This window comes from Psychrobacter sp. NPDC078409, assembly GCF_050268505.1.
Taxonomy (GTDB): domain Bacteria; phylum Pseudomonadota; class Gammaproteobacteria; order Pseudomonadales; family Moraxellaceae; genus Psychrobacter.
Map to the genome: position 1 here is coordinate 118,841 of NZ_JBNNGW010000004.1, position 19,262 is coordinate 138,102.

The 19,262-nt window shown below is 42.2% G+C and carries 15 protein-coding genes and 1 tRNA gene; 6 read left to right on the forward strand and 10 right to left on the reverse strand.

Annotated elements, in window-relative coordinates:
• Window positions 1–164 precede the first annotated feature (164 nt).
• A complete protein-coding gene (locus tag ACQKC9_RS09270) occupies window positions 165–1,154 on the reverse strand; it encodes a LysR family transcriptional regulator (protein WP_057761159.1) in 990 nt (329 codons plus the stop codon).
• A 683-nt stretch (window positions 1,155–1,837) separates the two neighbouring features.
• On the opposite strand from ACQKC9_RS09270, the gene ACQKC9_RS09275 reads away from it, so the two are divergent.
• Together ACQKC9_RS09275 and ACQKC9_RS09280 are read left to right on the forward strand one after the other, a co-directional pair.
• Entirely contained in the window at window positions 1,838–3,424 is a 1,587-nt protein-coding gene (locus ACQKC9_RS09275) for an isocitrate lyase (RefSeq protein WP_201548219.1), read from the forward strand.
• Between the two features lie 148 nt (window positions 3,425–3,572).
• Window positions 3,573–5,171 (forward strand): CYTH domain-containing protein, encoded by a 1,599-nt coding sequence (locus ACQKC9_RS09280; RefSeq protein ID WP_427621537.1) that lies wholly within the window; start codon window positions 3,573–3,575, stop codon window positions 5,169–5,171.
• Window positions 5,172–5,322: 151 nt separating this feature from the next.
• Here ACQKC9_RS09280 and ACQKC9_RS09285 read toward each other — a convergent pair whose 3' ends face one another.
• Window positions 5,323–5,838 (reverse strand): L,D-transpeptidase family protein, encoded by a 516-nt coding sequence (locus ACQKC9_RS09285; protein ID WP_427621539.1) that lies wholly within the window; start codon window positions 5,836–5,838, stop codon window positions 5,323–5,325.
• A gap of 140 nt (window positions 5,839–5,978) precedes the next feature.
• On the opposite strand from ACQKC9_RS09285, the gene ACQKC9_RS09290 reads away from it, so the two are divergent.
• Entirely contained in the window at window positions 5,979–7,247 is a 1,269-nt protein-coding gene (locus tag ACQKC9_RS09290) for a hypothetical protein (protein WP_427621540.1), read from the forward strand.
• Window positions 7,248–7,392: 145 nt separating this feature from the next.
• On the opposite strand, the gene ACQKC9_RS09295 is transcribed toward ACQKC9_RS09290, so the two are convergent.
• Complete coding sequence (locus ACQKC9_RS09295) at window positions 7,393–8,631, reverse strand: argininosuccinate synthase (RefSeq protein WP_057761167.1); 1,239 nt, start codon at window positions 8,629–8,631, stop codon at window positions 7,393–7,395.
• A 335-nt stretch (window positions 8,632–8,966) separates the two neighbouring features.
• Between ACQKC9_RS09295 and pyrC the strand changes: the two genes are divergently transcribed.
• From pyrC to ACQKC9_RS09310, 3 genes are all read left to right on the forward strand, one after another.
• Entirely contained in the window at window positions 8,967–10,037 is a 1,071-nt protein-coding gene (gene pyrC, locus ACQKC9_RS09300; protein WP_427621541.1) for a dihydroorotase, read from the forward strand.
• Window positions 10,038–10,328: 291 nt separating this feature from the next.
• Window positions 10,329–10,988, forward strand: a complete 660-nt coding sequence (gene rnt / locus ACQKC9_RS09305; RefSeq protein ID WP_179797889.1) for a ribonuclease T — start codon at window positions 10,329–10,331, stop codon at window positions 10,986–10,988.
• 533 nt (window positions 10,989–11,521) lie between these two features.
• Window positions 11,522–11,597 (forward strand) — tRNA-Glu (locus ACQKC9_RS09310).
• Window positions 11,598–11,836: 239 nt separating this feature from the next.
• Here the strand turns inward: ACQKC9_RS09310 and ACQKC9_RS09315 are convergent.
• From ACQKC9_RS09315 to ACQKC9_RS09345, 7 genes are all read right to left on the reverse strand, one after another.
• Window positions 11,837–12,445, reverse strand: a complete 609-nt coding sequence (locus ACQKC9_RS09315) for a BLUF domain-containing protein (protein WP_201578723.1) — start codon at window positions 12,443–12,445, stop codon at window positions 11,837–11,839.
• Window positions 12,446–12,872: 427 nt separating this feature from the next.
• Entirely contained in the window at window positions 12,873–13,601 is a 729-nt protein-coding gene (gene ispD, locus ACQKC9_RS09320; RefSeq protein ID WP_427621542.1) for a 2-C-methyl-D-erythritol 4-phosphate cytidylyltransferase, read from the reverse strand.
• A gap of 167 nt (window positions 13,602–13,768) precedes the next feature.
• A complete protein-coding gene (locus tag ACQKC9_RS09325) occupies window positions 13,769–14,077 on the reverse strand; it encodes an FtsB family cell division protein (RefSeq protein ID WP_427621543.1) in 309 nt (102 codons plus the stop codon).
• 166 nt (window positions 14,078–14,243) lie between these two features.
• Window positions 14,244–15,560, reverse strand: a complete 1,317-nt coding sequence (gene eno / locus ACQKC9_RS09330; RefSeq protein ID WP_057761174.1) for a phosphopyruvate hydratase — start codon at window positions 15,558–15,560, stop codon at window positions 14,244–14,246.
• A gap of 326 nt (window positions 15,561–15,886) precedes the next feature.
• Window positions 15,887–18,244, reverse strand: coding sequence for a heavy metal translocating P-type ATPase (locus ACQKC9_RS09335; protein ID WP_427621544.1), 2,358 nt, complete (start codon window positions 18,242–18,244; stop codon window positions 15,887–15,889).
• 268 nt (window positions 18,245–18,512) lie between these two features.
• On the reverse strand, window positions 18,513–18,737 hold the full coding sequence (locus tag ACQKC9_RS09340; RefSeq protein WP_427621545.1) for a heavy-metal-associated domain-containing protein: 225 nt from the start codon (window positions 18,735–18,737) through the stop codon (window positions 18,513–18,515).
• 254 nt (window positions 18,738–18,991) lie between these two features.
• Window positions 18,992–19,249 carry a cation transporter gene (locus tag ACQKC9_RS09345; protein WP_427621546.1) on the reverse strand — a complete coding sequence of 86 codons (258 nt, stop codon included), beginning with the start codon at window positions 19,247–19,249 and terminating at the stop codon, window positions 18,992–18,994.
• Window positions 19,250–19,262 lie beyond the last annotated feature (13 nt).

Sequence of the window (19,262 nt, forward strand, 5' to 3'; positions counted from 1 at the left end):
ATATCATATACTAACTATTAAATGCTAGAACACAAAAAACCAGCCTAGTGGCTGGTCTAATAACTATATAGAGTGGGAGATAAAGAAAAATGCTCTTACTAAAAATTCAGATAATCAAAAATATTCTGCTCTAATAGAAGATAGATTCAACTCACACAAACCAATCAAAACAAATGATTAATAACCGGTATCTCTTGTGGTGGATTTTCTTCTTCAGCGACGACTTGGCGCGCTACATGCATAATTAGTTGACGTAACCAGCGATGGGCTGGATGATGCTGCAACAGAGGTGACCATGCCATCGTAAGCTCAAACTCAGGGATAAAGAACGGCGGATCTTCCATCATGATACTGTCATTGTTTGCCTGCATTCTTGCCACACGCGTGGGCAAAGTCGCTATCAAATCTTTATTTGCTGCAAGCATAGCAGGCATTTGATAATGTCGAGTAAAGACACTGATTTGACGTTTTTGCCCAAGGCGCTGCAAGGCCTGATCAATAGACCCTAGTCCACCAGATTTCTCTGGATTAACCCCAAAACCCACACCCATTCCTGTTTTGGATACCCAAACGTGCTGTGCTTTTAGATAGTTTTTCAGATTAAAACGATTGGCATAAGGACTGTCAGAAGATAATAGGCAGCTAAAAGTATCACGCCATACCAGAACCTGATGGAAGCTTTGAGGTATTTCGTTAAAACGGTTAATCGCTAAATCAACTCGTCCCTGCTCCATATCTCGGTAAGAGACATCTGATGGAGTCAAAAAGTCCAAAATCACATTGGGTGCTTCAGAACGTAGTGCTTTTACTAGCTTAGGTACTAGGGTTGCTTCAGCATAATCCGATGTCATGATACGGAACACACGAGAGGTACTATAAGGACGGAATTCGGTACGTGGCTCCAATACTTGAGTCAAGTCAGCGAGTATCTCGCGAATACGCGGCTGTAGCTCAAGTGCGCGTTCAGTCGGGGTCATACCCTCAGATGAGCGTACCAATAATGGATCATTAAACAGCTTACGCAAACGGCGCAAGATATTACTCATAGCAGGCTGAGTAATCCCAAGCTGCTCGGCTGCACGAGTAACGTTTTTTTCTCGTAGCAACACATCTAGATGGACTAATAAATTTAAATCAACCCGCTGCAAATTCATATTTGGTTCTCTTGGCTTTTGAATAAACGCCATATTAAGGCTGGCATTTGTAGTGCTGCTACGGTGATTTGTGCGTTATAACAGCATAATTTCATTATTTTTTACTAATTTGGTTCTGGATTTTTCTGTTAGCCATCCATTATAACTCATTCAACCTATCGTAAGGCCCTGTTATATAAACATTATATCATACAGAAATACCAAAGATAATTATCATAAATTAGATAAATCTTGGTAAGGTGGTTATAGTGAGTTCTATAAAGGATTTGCAGCATAGAGGACGAACTTTAGGTTCATAAGCTGTTTTCATCCGATTAAATATCGTCGCTAAGTAATATATTAATGGTTTTTATCAGTCGTTAAATACGGTTAATTGACCTCATTATTGTAACATCTCTTGCTACCAATTATGACATCACTGGCTATTAAGTATTCAGATACCTTTTAGATATATAGTGAGAAACGATAAATATTTATAAACCAGCAATTATTTTCAACTGTTGAGTTCAGCAAATTTCTTGTAATAGCCTAGCGGTTTGTTTAGGGTAAATAGAGCTTCGATAAATCAATGATAGACCAAATTTTGAATATTACTTTTTAGTACAAAGATTTTAGTAAAGCGACAGACCCATCATTTTAACAATTAACTTATTTGTTTTTACACCCCACCAAGGAGACTATAGATGTCAACTGCATATAAATCAGCGATCGACTTAGTACGTGAATTAAAGCAAAAGCACGGCAACTGGCAGAACATTAGCGAAGTTGATGCTGCACGTATGATGTCACAAAACCGTTTCAAAACAGGTTTGGATATCGCAAAATATACTGCGAAAATCATGCGTCAAGACATGGAAGATTATGACAATGATACGTCTCAGTACACGCAGTCTTTAGGTGCATGGCATGGTTTTGTTGCACAGCAAACTATGTACGCTAAGAAAAAATATTTCGGTACGACTTCTAAAACTTACATCTACCTTTCAGGTTGGATGGTAGCTGCCCTACGCTCTGAGTTTGGTCCACTACCTGACCAATCTATGCACGAAAAGACGTCAGTACCTAAGCTAATCGAAGAAATCTACACTTTCTTGCGTCAAGCAGATGCTAAAGTATTGAACGACTACTTCCGTGAGCTAAACGCTGCTGAAGAAGCTGGCCAAGACACTTCAGCTATCCTAGAAAAAATTGAAAACTTTGATTCACATGTTGTGCCAATCATCGCTGATATCGATGCAGGTTTCGGTAACGAAGAAGCCACTTACCTATTGACTAAGCAAATGATCGAAGCTGGTGCTTGTGCCATTCAGGTTGAAAACCAAGTATCTGACGCTAAGCAATGTGGTCACCAGGCTGGTAAAGTAACGGTTCCGCATGAAGACTTCATCTCTAAGCTAAACGCTATTCGTTATGCATTCTTAGAGCTTGGTGTTGAAGACGGCGTTATCGTTGCTCGTACTGATTCTGAAGGCGCATCACTAACACAAAAAATCCCAGTATCAAATGAGCCAGGTGACCTTGCTTCTAAATACATCGATTTCATCGAAATGGAAGAAGTAACGCTAGAAAATGCTCAAGAAAACGACAGCCTACTTAAGCATAACGGCAAACTAGTACGCCCAGTTCGTCTACCTAACGGCCTATATCAGTTCCGTGAAGAGACTAACATCGACCGTGTTGTACTTGACTGTGTAACTGCTCTAGAAAACGGCGCTGACCTACTATGGATCGAAACACCGACTCCAGACGTAGAACACATCAAAATGATGGTTGACCGTATTAAAGAGCAACAGCCTAAAGCCAAGCTTGTATACAACAACAGCCCATCATTCAACTGGACGCTTAACTTCCGTAAGCAAGTTATCGCTCAGTGGGAAACCGAGGGCAAAGACATCTCTGCATACAATAAAGATGACTTGATGAGTGCTGATTACGACGGTACTGAGCTTGATGCAGCCGCTGACGTAGCCGCTAAGAACTTCCAACGTGATGCTTCACGTGAAGCTGGTGTATTCCATCACTTAATCACGCTACCGACTTACCACACGACTGCTCTTAGCGTTCATGAACTTGCTAAAGGCTACTTCGGTGAAGAAGGCATGCTTGCTTATGCAGCTGGCGTACAGCGTAAAGAAATCCGCGAAGGCATCTCTTGTGTTAAGCACCAAGCAATGGCTGGTTCTGACCTTGGCGATGACCACAAAGAAATCTTCTCAGGCGATAACGCTCTGAAAGCTGGCGGCGGCAAGAACACGATGAACCAGTTCTAATAACCGACACATTAGCAGTATTTATTAAAAAACCGCCCTACATCATGTAGGGCGGTTTTTTATTGCGGTTTAAACAATCAGAGAATGGTAGACTAATAGTAATAAAGCTATCAATCAGAGCCATCAGTCAGAATTATTAGGAGCCAATATGCAAGAGATAGAGCTGAAGTTTTTGGTACCAGAGTCACGGCTAAAGGGTTTAATGCGTCAAACGCACGTTAAATCCTCACAAGTGACGCAACTGGCTGCACATTATTACGATACGCCTGACCAACAGCTTGCACAGGCAGGTATCGGTCTGCGTATTCGCAAAGAAGGCGATACATGGGTACAAACCATTAAAGCTGGTGGTGATGGTATCGCGGCACGCTTGGAGCACAATGCCGTACTCGATAATGAGCAAGTACAAGCGATGCTCGATAATAATGAGTTGATACCTGATTTGACAATATATGAAGACACTTCAGTCGCTGCAGCATTGGTTGACTTTAAACTCAAAAAGCTAGCAAAGACGCTAACACGACTTTATGTTACTGACGTCGAGCGCACTACGCGGTTGCTAACAGAAAGTAATGAGGATGAAACCGATAACTGTATCGAAATGGCTTATGATCAGGGAGAGATTATTCATGGTACTGATGACTCACTACGCAAGGCCATTCAAGAGATAGAGTTTGAACTGGTGTCAGGAGATTTAGATTTTCTATTTACGACTGCCAAAACATGGTGCAAGCGCTATAAGCTGTGTCTATCTACCGTTACCAAAGCTGAAAACGGTGGCCTACTTATTAACGGACAAAATCATAGTCCAGCAGTCAACGCAAACCTAAGTCAATTGCAAATAGACAAAGACAGCAGCACACCTGCCTTTATACGTGCGGTCGTACACAACTGCTTATTGCAGATACTACCAAATAGTAGTGCTATCGTCGCTGGCAGCATAGATGACGATCATATTTTACAGTTACGGATTGGTATTGATCGCTTGCGTACTGCGTTGAAAGCATTTGTTGACTTCTCTGATGAAATTAATCCTGAATGGCTGCCGATACTAAAGCAAACTGCGAACTTGCTTAGCGATTACTATCAACTTGCTTATATCAATGCACAGATCGAACCTGAACTACAAGCATGTGGCGCGCCTGCCGTTGACTGGACAACAGATATCGAAGATATCAAGATCACACCTATCAATACGCTGCAAGCCAATGACTTTCAGATAACCTTGCTAGAGCTGATTGCCTTTACTATGAGCGACCCAAGCATTGAACCTCAGACTGATCAGCTTGCCCGCGATAAGCTAACGAAAGTCCTCTCTAAACAATATAAAAAATGCCTTAAAACCAATAAAAAAGCTGACGAAGTAAGTAATGAAGTAAGTGTTACCGAGCTTGTGAGCGATGACGTAGATCTAAACACAGATATTGCTGATAATGACCACACTGAAAGCGACCTGCTCAATCAGTTAAGAGATTTGCGTTACATCAGTGAGTTTTCTACGCCTTTATTAAGCAAGAAAAAAGCTAAGAAGAAAACCAAACGTTGGCTCAAACGGCTGATAAAAGCGCAAAAGGCATTAGAACAACTGAACGATGATAATCAATATCAGCAGTTCTATGAGTTAAAATCAACAACAGATGCTAATGCTTTATATGGTGCGGGTTGGTTTACGGCTATACTGACTGATGACCAGAGTCATATTGATGCACGTTTAGCAAAATTTGCGGACAGCTCAACGTTTTGGTAGAAGTAGGAATATTATGTTTATGACGGATACTGCTTTCATAAAGTAAAACCACTTCATAAAAAAGACAGCCTGTTATATAACAGGCTGTCTTTTTTTATTGTGTTTAAATAGTTTCTGTCAGCGCTATGGCTAAATTTGTGTGCAACACGACCTAATCAACAACGATCGTAACGGGCGTACCCTCCTCCACTTGCTCAAATAATTCTACAATATCTTCATTACGCATACGGATACAGCCATGTGATAGCGGAATACTCATTGGTTCAATATCTGGTGTACCGTGAATATAGATATAGCGCTCATAAGTATCGCAACCACCTTGGCTATTGCTACCTTTGTTTAACCCTTCTTCAAGACCCCTTAACCAAAGAATGCGGCTCAATATCCAGTCACGCTTGGGATGTAGCTCACCAAGATTTGCATCGTATATCTCACCTGTCGGCACACGCCCGACAAATACCGCATTTATAGGCTCGCTACCACCTATTTTCTGTTCAATAATATGCCTACCGAGCGGCGTGCAACCACTATCCTGCTGACTACCAATACCATTCTTTGCAGTAGAGACTACGTATCTCGCAACCTCAGTCTGCTGCTGGTACATCGTCAATGTTTGCTCAGCGATATTAATCACGAGTTGTTTATCAAGCGTCTTATTATTGGTCATAAATGCTTCCAACTATCTATTATTCATCAGATTACTATTAAGGTTATTATTAAAATGATTGAAAATTTCTATTATCAAGGGATTGTATCAAGACATTTGGCACCGTAATATAGGGGCACACTTTTTGATGCTAGCAGATTATGACGACTATTTCACCGACACGTGTGTCGATGTATGATTTTTTATATCATGATACCCAGCCTATGCTGTCACTTTTGGCCGATGCTGCACAGCTCTCTCTACCGCAAGCTCGCTTAGGGATGGATGCCAGTCTACAAGCCATCATAAGTGCGCTTCTTGCCTATCAGCAGCGTCATCAGGGACAAGCAGTCAGCAAGAAGCTGTTTAGTCGTAGTGCTGTCAAAGAGTTACGACAGTATAACTCAATGAACTTTGCCACCATCAGTGCCACACTCTACCATCGTCACGATGCAGCAGATGCTGTATTTAGCGATAATGCCCGTGTCATAAAGGCAAGCGAACATATCGCTGAAAAGATCGATGCAACGATGCAGCAGGCTCAAACTCTACTCACCTCATTGTGCGTGATTGTGCTGCGTGAATTGGCTATTTTGACAGAATACAGTCAACTAGACAGTGATGAGATCAATAAATGGTTTGCGCTACAACCACAGTTTTTATCAGCAGCCCGATTTAGCCTAGAGCATGCGCATACCTCATCTGCTGAGACAGAAAGCAATAGTGACCTGCTCGAAACAACTACTGAAGCTGTTGAAGCGATAGGGAACAACTCAGAGAGTAATGCAGAGCGTACGTTACTAAATACTGAGCAGTTATCAAGCACTCCACCTCCTTTTGATCCTTACTGGTATGAACTCTCCGGATTCAAACCTGAAAGCTATGAACCTGTGCAAGACATGCAAATGGCAACAGGCAATTATCTAAAAGCGATTGGACGCTCACCTGACAATCTACAGCAGGGTCGTCACAACGATATGCTGGTATTTACGGAGATGCATGCCGTTGCCTTACCACATCAACGTTGGTTATTGCAGTTGGCCAAAATCTCAGATATCTATCTCAGTCGAAATCGACTGCGCGTTAATTCTGAACCAGCCAATCCGCCTAAACCGCCTTTAGTAAGTTTGGGACTAATCGGCGGCAATAACGACAATACACCGACCACTACTAGTGAAAAGCCTATCGAGTATGAGGCTTCTACACCGCTATGGAAAAATCCTGTCATTCTTATCATCATACTTGTCGTTGGTGTCCTTGGTGCGCTCGCTACCTTAAAGTACCAATCGCAAAAATCTGACGGTGCGATCCTGGCAACTGAAGAAGTATTAGAACAAGATGCCATTGATGAGCGCCAACAGCAAGACGTAGCCATCGTAATGGTAGACGAAGATGAATCTGACGTGGTAGAGACAGAAAAAGCTGAGTAAAGCGTTTTACTTTTGAAATAGCTATCCTCAAAGCAACCGTTTTAGCAACCATTTACTAGCCATAAAAAAAGAGACCCTATTAATATAGAGTCTCTTTTTTGTTGTGCCATCTAAGTTACGAATTGACTATAAGTAGCCAAAAAATTTACTTAGATAAATCGCGACCACGGCTAGCTTCGATAGCTAGACGTAAACCATTTAGACGAATAAAGCCTTCTGCGTCTTTTTGATCATAAGCGCCCGCATCATCTTCGAAAGTAGCGATTTTTTCATCAAATAATGAATCGTCAGACTTACGACCAACAACGCTCACACTACCTTTATACAGTTTTACACGTACGGTACCGTTGACGTATTCTTGTGACTTGTCAATCAATGCTTGTAGCATCATACGCTCAGGGCTGAACCAATAGCCATTGTAGATGATTTTTGCGTAGCGTGGCATTAGCTCATCTTTTAGATGGGCAGCTTCACGATCAAGCGTTAGTGATTCGATACCGCGATGTGCTTTTAGCATAATAGTACCCGCTGGCGTCTCGTAGCAACCACGTGACTTCATGCCGACATAGCGGTTTTCAACGATATCTAAACGGCCGATACCGTGTTTGCCACCGATTTCGTTCAGCTTAATCATGACTTCATAAGGCTTAAGCGCTTCGCCATCGATAGCAACGATGTCGCCTTTTTCGTATTCTAGTTCTAGATACTGTGCTTCATCAGGTGCTTCTTCTGGGCTAACAGACCAGCGCCACATATCATCTTCTGCTTCAGTATACGGTTCTTCTAGGACACCGCCTTCATAAGAGATGTGTAGTAAGTTAGCATCCATTGAGTAAGGAGATTTTTTCTTATTGCCCGCATAATCGATTGCGATATCATGCTCTTCAGCATATTTCATCAAGCTTTCACGGCTTGATAGATCCCACTCGCGCCAAGGAGCAATGGTTACTACGTCTGGTGATAAAGCGACCGCACCTAGCTCAAAACGAACTTGGTCATTGCCTTTACCAGTCGCACCATGACTGATAGCATCGGCATTATGCTCTTTAGCAATCTCAACCAAACGCTTGGCAATCAATGGACGGGCAATAGACGTACCTAGCAAGTACTCACCTTCGTAGATAGCATTAGCACGGAACATAGGGAATACATAATCACGAGCGAACTCTTCGCGCAAATCTTCGATATGGATATGCTTGATACCCATTGCTTGAGCTTTGGCTCGTGCTGGCTCAACTTCTTCGCCTTGACCGATATCAGCGGTAAAGGTGATTACTTCCGCATCATAAGTTTCTTGTAGCCATTTAGCGATGATTGAGGTATCAAGACCACCTGAATAAGCCAAGACGATTTTATTGATATTTTTTGGATCAAGTTGAGCCATGAATAACTCCCATTATGAAATATAGTTTTAGAAAAGGCGACGATCAAATCGAAAGCAAGTCGAACGATAATTACCTGCTCAGTGTACATCATATTTACTACGGGCAAAAGTCTAACTGCCATAAGGCGTGCGCTTTTGACTTAAATTCTAGTCAACCTCATTTTTGCCACCAAAATTTAAACATCATTTAACGACAGGATACTAACCTTAGCTCGATGAATTATGTACAGATATCTAGCCTTATATTTAGTCAAGTGGGCAAATCTGTTATGATAGACCCACAGTATCACTCCCTTTTGTTTCCTTTATTTGACGATATAGAGCGCTTTGACACTATGACTGATTCGATTAGAGAATTGACCATCCTTCAGCCAGATGACTGGCATATTCATTTGCGTGACGATCTCGCTTTGAGCACGACCGTACCGCATGCAGCAAGCAGCTTTAACCGTGTCATCTGTATGCCAAACCTTGTGCCTCCAGTCAAAAGTGCGCAGGATGCTATTGCTTACCGCGCACGTATCATGGAGCAATTAGCAGCTAGTAACTTAAGTCTTGAGCGCAAGTCAGCTTTTGATCCGCGTATGACTCTATACTTAACGGATAATACCACTGCCCAAGATATTGAGTTGGCAGCGCAGTCAGGTATCGTACAAGCTGTCAAACTCTACCCTGCTGGGGCAACTACCAACTCCGCAGATGGCGTCACCAATATTAACGCCTGCGTCGATGTCTTTGAAGCATTAGAAAAGTACAATTTGCCACTACTGATTCATGGTGAAGTAACCCAAGACCATATAGATATCTTTGATCGTGAAAAACGTTTCTTAGATGAAGTATTGGCTCAAATTATCGTGAAATTCCCTACATTGAAAATAGTAGTAGAGCACATCACTACGAGCGATGCGGCAGATTTTGTATTGTCACAAGGTAACCATGTTGCTGCCACTATCACACCGCAGCATTTGATGTTTAACCGCAATCATTTATTAGTTGGTGGCATCAAACCACATTTTTATTGCCTACCTATTTTGAAGCGTGAGAGCCACCAAAAAGTGCTATTAGATGTAGCTACTAGTGGTAATCCAAAGTTCTTTTTAGGTACTGACTCTGCGCCACATGCGACAGACAAAAAAGAAGCCGCTTGTGGCTGTGCCGGTTGCTATAGTGCAGCCACGGCGCTGCCTTTGTATGCGACTGCCTTTGATAGTGTTGGAAAAATAGATAAGTTAGAAGGCTTTGCTAGTCGTTTTGGCGCTCAGTTCTATGGCTTACCTCTAAATGAAAGCACTATCACGCTTGTTAACACGCCTATGCAAGTGCCGACTGACTATCCTTATTTTGATGGTGCATCATTGACGCCCTTGATGGCAGGTGAGACGTTACCTTGGTCAATTAAGGCTTAACGTCTGCAAAGCTTAGCATTCAATGAATGACCTATTATTTTATCCTATGATATTGATGATACCTTTGTAGTAGATTTCTTTGTACTAAAGGTACAGTTAGTATCATAGGATGCTTATTTCTTATTCAATATATTAGTACGACTGATAAAAGTGATTTAACTTTATATGACCAATCAAAACATAGCGACCTTGCCTGACGAAGACTTATCAAACCCTAAATCTGCTAGTCTTGATGCTACTCTAAGCAATTCCCCGAAAGATGCAGCTTCAGCGACGGATGAGCAAGCGCCTATGGCCTTAAAAGACCGCTTTCGCAAGTTCTTGCCTGTCGTCGTCGACGTGGAAACAGCAGGTTTCAACGCCCAGACCGATGCACTGTTAGAAATTGCCTGCATTCCTGTCTTACTGAATGAGCAAGGTGTATTTTATCCAGGTGAAGCTTTCAACGCTCATATTGAGCCTTTTGAAGGCGCAAACTTAGAGCCAAGTGCGCTTGCCTTTACTGGTATTGACCCTAAAAACCCAATGCGTAAAGCTATTGCTGAAGATGAAAAAACAGCGTTGCGCCGCATCTTTAAAGGGTTAAAAGACGTACGCCGTGACGAAGAATGCCGTCAATGTGTCTTAATTGGGCACAATGCTCATTTTGACTTGGCTTTTTTGAATGCAGCTGTGCTACGAACCAATAGCAAAAACCACAATCCATTTCATAATTTTTCAGTATTCGATACCGTTACCTTATCAGCATTAGCATTTGGTCAAACCGTCCTAGCACGCGCTTGTAAAGCAGCAGGGTTAGAGTTTGATGGTAAGAATGCTCACTCAGCTCTGTATGACACTCAAAAGACTGCTGAACTATTCTGTCATATACTGAATAACTATCCCATGTTGGCCAATGCGCTGCACAATGAAGACGCGAAAGAAGAGTCAACTGATAGCGACAGTCAATAAGTCACATATTCTATATTGCCAATCATACATAATAGTGCTATTTGTAATACTTGATGACTTTGACATCTTGATTTGGCAATCAATAGGGATATGATTGATATCATAATATATAGACGGAACTATTTTTTCGTGATTACAGACATAGTTGTTCTATTCGATACGAATAACTGTCTGATGATAAAATATCACTCCTAAGCGATGTAGTTATATCCTATAGATGGTTCAAGTTGCTCACACTGTCTTGATAGTAGGTATTATCAAGATTAATAGGAGGGACTTTATTATGGATCCACAGCTCAAGTTATGGGGCACCATTCTCGGCTATATGCTACTCGCATTGACGATTAGTGCCTGTACTTCTTTATGGATTCGCTATCATTTGAAGCGAAATGACCTACATCCACGTCGCGCAATTAAAAAAAGATATTTAATTTTAAAAAGACGTAGAAAAAGGCTTGACAGGAAGCGCCGACACTATTAAAATACGCACCACTTCAGCATAAATGGTGAAAGCAGTTGAAGTGTTGTTACTAGTCCCCATCGTCTAGAGGCCTAGGACACCGCCCTTTCACGGCGGTAACGGGGGTTCGAATCCCCCTGGGGACGCCACTATTTGGCGTCACTTGTTAGCACTATTGCTTAGCATTAGATTAGACTAACAAGCGTACCACCAAAACCCAGTTCATAATAAATTATGAACTGGGTTTTTTTATACCTGTTATTAAAAGCTAACTTATTTTTTTAAATAAAAAAGCCAGCATCAATTGAATGCTGGCTTTTTCTATTTGGTTGTCTTATTAATTATAAATATAGCTTGGCTTAATGGGAACTTTAATCATTTCTATCGATTACAGCAGCAACCATAGCAACGTAGCAACTATCATTAATCCCAATATCGTCTGGATCAAAAAGAACGCCTGATGCTGCCCTACAACCTTACTTAAAGTCACCCCTAGCGTGCTGTATTTGACAGGAGGCGTATCGACGTTGCCTGTTCTCGTTTGCTCTTCATAGTAGCCTTGCAATATGTCTAAGAACTTCTGCCACTCATTAGAATCCCATTCATACGGCTTAAATGGCATTAACTTTTTAAGCTCAGGCTCTTTAGTCATCCAACGCTCAAGGGTAATCGAACGTAATGACCAACCGGAAAAACGGCGTTTGGTAATTTCAGAAAAATCTAAAATCTTTAATTCTTTATGTCGATCATCTACCAACAAACGATTTTTTAGATTGGTTAGTGCCTGCTCTGATCCTTCGACACACTGTAAAAAGTAGCCATTGCCATAGCAAAGAATACCCGTGACATTATCTATTTGATTGCGTTCAACCGCGGTCTCTGAGATATCATTAAGCGTGCTAGGACTTGAAAGACCAGTAGAGGTAATCCGGCTTATATACACAAGCTGGCAGAGATCTGTCGTTACTGGATTTGTTGAATCGTTGATTGTTGACAATCAGCTTCTCCCTATTATCAGGTAAATGTCGCTAAAACAATCATACTAACTTCAGAAAAAATATAGAGACAACATAACTAAGCGTAATGAATTGGTCTGATATATTATTGATTTTATAAGTTTTTATATTAATTGTATTAAGTTAGTTACATCATAGGTTAGTTTAGTCATTAAAGCAACCTATTACTGGACATAGGCCCGCTCAGACACAAAAAACATATGTAATAACCATATTATATTCCAAAGTAGATTATATATATTCTTGGTATAGGCTTTAGCAATAGTTCATTTTTGAATTAATTTTTAAGAATAGTACAGAAAATTTTAACGAGGATATAGTGGCTACTGAAGCCATAATGCTTATCATGGCCATCATTAAGTATAAAAGGAGTAAAACTGATGCTCGTTAGCGGAAGCAGAATTGAGGCTAAGACTGAAGCGCCATGATCGCTGTTAACAGTACCGCATCATCAGGATAGGTCAGTTTTATATTCTGGCGACTACCAGAGACTAAGCGTATTGGAAAACCTAGTTGTTCAAAAGCACTGGCTTCATCTGTGATACTTAACTGATGCTCAAACACATGATTTAGGACTTTTTTTAATTGACCTAAGCGGAATACTTGCGGGGTTTGTGCTTGCCACATGTTGCTACGGTCGATAGTAGATTTGATATAAGAGTGTGCACGACTCTCTTCTGCGGAGGTAGCTAGCTGATAGGAAGCTTTTAACGTATCGGCCACTGGTGTCGCTAGAATAGCGCCGTAAGGCTCCAGCATCGCTGTTTTAATCACTTGATCGATATCCGAACTTGGTACAGCGGGACGTGCTGCATCATGGATAAGCACCAAATCCGAATCATCAGCACCTGTCTGACTAATCGCTTCAACGCCCGACTGTACTGACTGCCAACGCTCTACTCCGCCGACTGCATAGCTTATAGGAAGTGCAAACTCTAACTGTTGAGCCGTGCTGTCATCGGCTGATATGACCAATAGACACTTATCAATGTAATCGCTATAAGCAAGTCGTGCCACGCTATGCTGCAACAACGTCTGACCTTCTAGCATTGTATATTGCTTGGCGATAGACGCACCAAAACGGCTGCCGCGACCAGCTGCGACGATCATGGCATGTATATTAGGGGTTGTATTCATAGTAGTGTACTCATGGTTTGAGCCCATGACAGTATATGTAAAGAGGAATAAAGCAGGTGTTAAGTGTGATGAATGGTGTCAAATAACAACATTACGATGCTGCATCATGAAAATTAATTCATGTCGTAAAAATTAGTGTATTCGTGAAAGCTAGTGTATTTATAAAGCTAATAGTTGCTGTGCGTGGTTGGTGCGGTAGATACTTGGACAAAAGTCTCATTGGGTTTGATTAAACCTAAATCTAAGCGAGCATGCTCTTCTACAGCCTCAAGCCCCGTTTTTAAATCTTGAACATCGGTGCGTAATAGATTATTTGCCCCAACTTGATTGTCATTCAAACGTTGTTGCTCTTCAATTTGGGCCGTCAACTTATTGTGTTCAAAGCGGCCATTTTCACCCAACCAATACTGATATTGCAGTCCTAAAAGCACTGCAACGGCTAAAGAAAGTAGTATAAATTGGCTAAAATATTTCATAAGGTGATAACGCCAAACGGTATAAAAGAGGATAGTAAAGTTTAAGCTGATTAGGCGATATATAAATGGTTATATATCGCCTAAATATTGACTTCAGCTAATGAGTATAAGCTTTTTAGCGTATATTACTTAACGCATATTACGCGCCAAACAGCCAGTCAGACTCTTAGCCACGTAAACCGATAAACTCTTCACGGCCACGGTAGCTTGCGCGTACTTGCTGCTCGATACGTAGCAATTGGTTGTACTTCGCTACGCGGTCTGAACGGCATAGCGAGCCAGTTTTGATCTGACCAGCAGCGGTACCAACTGCCAAGTCTGCAATAGTGCTGTCTTCCGTTTCACCTGAACGATGCGAAATGATGGTTGCATAGCCATTTTTCTTAGCCATATAAATCGCATCTAGCGTTTCTGACAAAGTACCAATTTGATTAAATTTAATCAAAATAGCATTGGCAATATGCTTATCAATACCTTCTTGCAAGATTGCAGGATTGGTCACAAACAAGTCATCACCAACCAATTGGACTTTATCGCCAATCTGCTCGGTCAGATACTTCCAACCATCCCAATCCGACTCGTCAAGACCGTCTTCGATAGAGATAATCGGATACTGACGTGCCAGCCCAACTAGATAGTCCGAGAACCCTTGGCTATCAAAGGCTTTATTACCTTCGCCTGCCAAGACGTATTGACCGTTTTTGTAAAACTCACTAGCGGCACAATCTAACGCAAGATGGATATCTTCGCCAGCTTTGTAGCCAACTTGCTCAATCGCCTGCATAATAACCGTGATGGCTTCTTCGTTGCTACGTAGGTTCGGTGCAAAACCACCTTCATCACCAACGGCAGTGTTTAGACCTTGTGATTTTAATACAGACTTTAAGCTATGGAAAATCTCTGTACCAGCACGTAGCGCTTCTGAGAAGCTTGTGAAGCCTACAGGCTCAATCATAAACTCTTGAATATCAACCGTGTTGTCCGCGTGCTCACCACCGTTCAGGATGTTCATCATCGGCACAGGCATGGTCAACGACGTTTGGTTACGTAGATTAGCGATGTATTGATGTAATGGCAGATTCTGTGATTTGGCTGCCGCTTTGGCCGTCGCAAGTGACACCGCTAGCATGGCATTGGCACCCAAGCTTTCTTTGTTTTCTGTACCATCTAGCGCAATCATGGCATCATCAATGGCCTGTTGCTCAGTCACATCTTTGTCAATCAAGGCGCTACGAATTTGACTATTGACATTAGAAACGGCTTTTTTGACGCCTTTACCCATAAAGCGGGTCTTGTCGCCATCACGTAGCTCAAGCGCTTCACGTGAGCCTGTTGATGCGCCACTTGGAGCAGCAGCACGGCCGACAGTACCGTCAGCTAAAATAACATCAGCTTCGATAGTTGGGTTGCCGCGCGAGTCTAAAATTTCACGAGCGCGAATGTCTTTAATTGCGGTGACGTTGTTGGTTTCTTCAGCGTACATAATGTCTGTTAATTCCTTTGGTCATGCCAAGTTTGTGAGATAAATAACGGCAGCTAGCATACAAAAAAGATAAAGCAAAATATCATATAGCGCGTAATCCTAAAAACCCTTTATACCTTTCTATCTTGTGACTATCGTTACCTAGCAATTAGAGGGATATAAAGCAGATTAATAGTCGGCTATAGTGCTTGGCATCATAGCATATATTTTACCAAACTTCCCTTATCTTACACCGACTTGCCGTCATAAAAACAATCTTAGAGATACATATATGTGGTGGCTGTCTGTTTTATATTTGTAGAATACCTAAGCAAATATGATAGCTACTATTTCGCTATGCGTTTATTATCCGTATGAGAGGTGGATACCGTATTATCTAGCTCAACCTCTGTCTTAAACCGTGTCAATCGTAGTGCATTCATGAGTACTGAGATGGAGCTAAGCGCCATCGCTGCTGCCGCAATCATCGGATTTAAAAACCCAAACGCAGCAAGCGGAATACCGAGACAGTTATAAATAAAGGCAAAAAACAGATTTTGTTTGATATTACGTAGCGTTGCTTGAGCGATTTTTTGTGCCGCATCGATATGCATGAGCGATTCACCCATTAGACGTGCAGAGGCACTATGCTGAGCGACATCAGTCCCCTCAAACATCGCAAAACTGGCATCGGCAGTGGCCATCGCTGGCGCATCGTTGACGCCGTCTCCTGCCATCGCTACCTTATGACCAGCAGTTTGCAATAATGCAATTTGACTGGCCTTGTCACGCGGGCTCATCTTGCCATAAGCCTTATCAATGCCCAACTGCCCTGCTACATGATCGACGACGGACTGCTTATCACCACTCATCAGAATCACATTAATACCCGCATCTTGTAGTGCAGCGATTGCTTGCGGCGTATCTGCCTTTAAGTCATCAGCTAGGGCAAACGCGCCTAATGGCTCGTCATTAATACTAATCGCAACGGTACTAGCAATTTGCCATACTTTTGGCATCAATTTAGGCAGCGTCAGGTTCGCAAACTCTGCCGTACCCACTTTTATCAGCCCAAGCCCTTCGATATTTGCTTGTATACCAGCACCTTTTATCACACTGATGTCAGTCACATTAAATAGAGACAGTTGACGTTCTTTAGCCGTATTGACGAGAGCAGTTGCTAGTGGATGACTGGCGTGCGCCTCGACACTGGCCGCAATCTGCAATACATCGTCCACAGCAAGCGATTTATCCACCATGACATGATCGACGATAGTAGGTTTACCAATAGTCAATGTGCCCGTTTTATCGAGTACTACTGTATCGATATTACCTGCTGCCTCCAGGCTTTGTGCATCCTTGAACCAAACACCATGACGCGCGGCAACGCCCATACCAGCCATGATTGCCGCTGGCGTGGCCAAACCAAGCGCGCAAGGACAAGCAATGACCAATACCGATACTGCGTGCATTAAAGCAGTATCAACCATACCTGTTAGCCACCATGTGACTCCAAAAGTAACCAACGCAATCGTTACTACCACGGGGACAAAAATAGCCGTTACTCGATCCGCGAGACGCGCTAGGTTGGCTTTTGAGCCTTGTGCATCACTCAACGCTTGTACCATATCGCCGAGCTTCGTATCGCTACCCTTCGCACTGACACGATACAGTAGACTGCCATTCTCTACCAAGGCACCTGCCAGCAATCCATCACCTTGCTCTTTTTTGAGAGCTACCGACTCGCCAGTTAAATGACTCTCCACGCACCAACCGCTGCCTTCTATGACGGTACCATCTGTAGCGACGCGGCTGCCTTGTTTTGCACGTAGGATGTCACCTACTTGTACATCAGACAACGCAATATGATGGAAATCACCATTTGGCTGCTGCTGCTCTACTTCATCAGGTGTCAGTGACAATAATAAATCAATACTGTTTAGGCTGTGCTTCTTGGTACGTTCCTCAAGATATTTACCTGTACGCACAAAGGCAATGACCATCACCCCTGCTTCAAAATATACGGCTGGGCTGTTACCAGCACCGTGTTCGCCCAGATGCCCACTTTGCAATAGGCTGTTTAAAGTACCATCGCCGTGCGTGAGCCAAAGATAAGTCGAATACACCCATATCGTCACGGTACCAATGACCACCAGTACATCCATATTGGCAAGGCCACCTTTTATAGATGCCCATGCACTCTTATAAAACGGTAGCGCTAAACCAAACTGTACAATCGTAGCTAAAACAAACTGAACCCAGACTGGCGGCATCCACGCCATACCAAAACCCGCCAACATACCCGCCATACCCACTAAAAATGGCACCAAACAAATCCATAATCCGATCAAACGCCATGGGTATTGAGTGGCAGTATCTTCGTCAGTCTGAGCAAATAAGCTATCAGCTGCCTGTACATTAGCGACGAAGCCTGTTTTATTTACCCACTCTGTCACCTGTTCGGGCGTCGTTTGGGTTGGATCATAATCAACATTGACGGTCTCGCCAGCAAAACTCACACTTACCTCGTACACCGAAGGCTTTTTGTTAAGCACCTTCTCAATTCTTGAAGCGCAGGCCTGACAAGTCATGCCATCAATCGCCAATTGCAAATGCGCGCGTTGCGGTGTCAGTGGCGTGTTGGACTCAATATCAGTTTCGACATCATAAGACTCATCTTTGGTAGTACGGGTGGTATCGTTCATAAATAAAACTCGTCATGGTGCCTATAAATTTGTAGGAACCACGATAAAATATCAGTGGGTGGGCAAGAAATTCAAATAAAGCAATTAGGTTATATCGTATTCAGTATGAGTATTTTAGACAAAGTATCAAAGTATCAAAGTATCAAAGTATCAAAGTATCAAAGTATCAAAGTATCGAGACTGAAGACTCATAATCGTTAATCATTAAAAAACCAGCTATCATGCTTGTAATAACATGTTAGCTGGTTCTGTAAATAAGTGATGAAATTTATGAGTTAGCAACTGTCGCCTCAAATCCAGCATCGTCAATAGCTGAAGCAATAGCCTCTGCACTGGTTTTGCTATCATCAAAGGTTACCGTCGCTAAGTTATCAGCGAGGTCAACAGTAATAGTTTCTAATCCATCAATATCGGCTGTTGCTGTATGTATGCTTGTTACGCATCCGCCACAAGTCATACCGTCAATTTTAATAATACGTGTTTGATCTGCCATATTAGGCTCCTTATTTTTATTAGTAAGAGGCAACTCTAATAGTGATTCTGTTAATGCTTACTTTGATATTTTTTAAGTTATCAAAGTAAGAGCAACTATCAAAGCTACATTAAATAAGCATAAGCCCTATTATCCTCGACAACAAGACCGTTTGGTTGTTGCTTTATTAACGAGATGCTATTAACGAGACAGGAACTTATTAATAAAAACGTAAAAGAGCTCATCGACAATTCTATAACAATAGTTATTTGTGATTATAAATCGTTATGGTGCGGGTTCTGCGGTGAATCAATCGGAAATGGCTGAGTCACATAATCCACCATACTAATCGCCGCCGTTAAGGCATGGATACTAGTATCTGTATCATCATAGCTCACCGTTGCGACATTATGCTTAGGATCCAAATTGATAGCCGTCACGCCTGAGATATTCTTGAGTGCGATCATCACGCTATCTAAGCCTTCTGTATCATCGATATTTTCAATGCTTACTTGCGCCATCTGAATTGCCATTGTATAGCCCTCT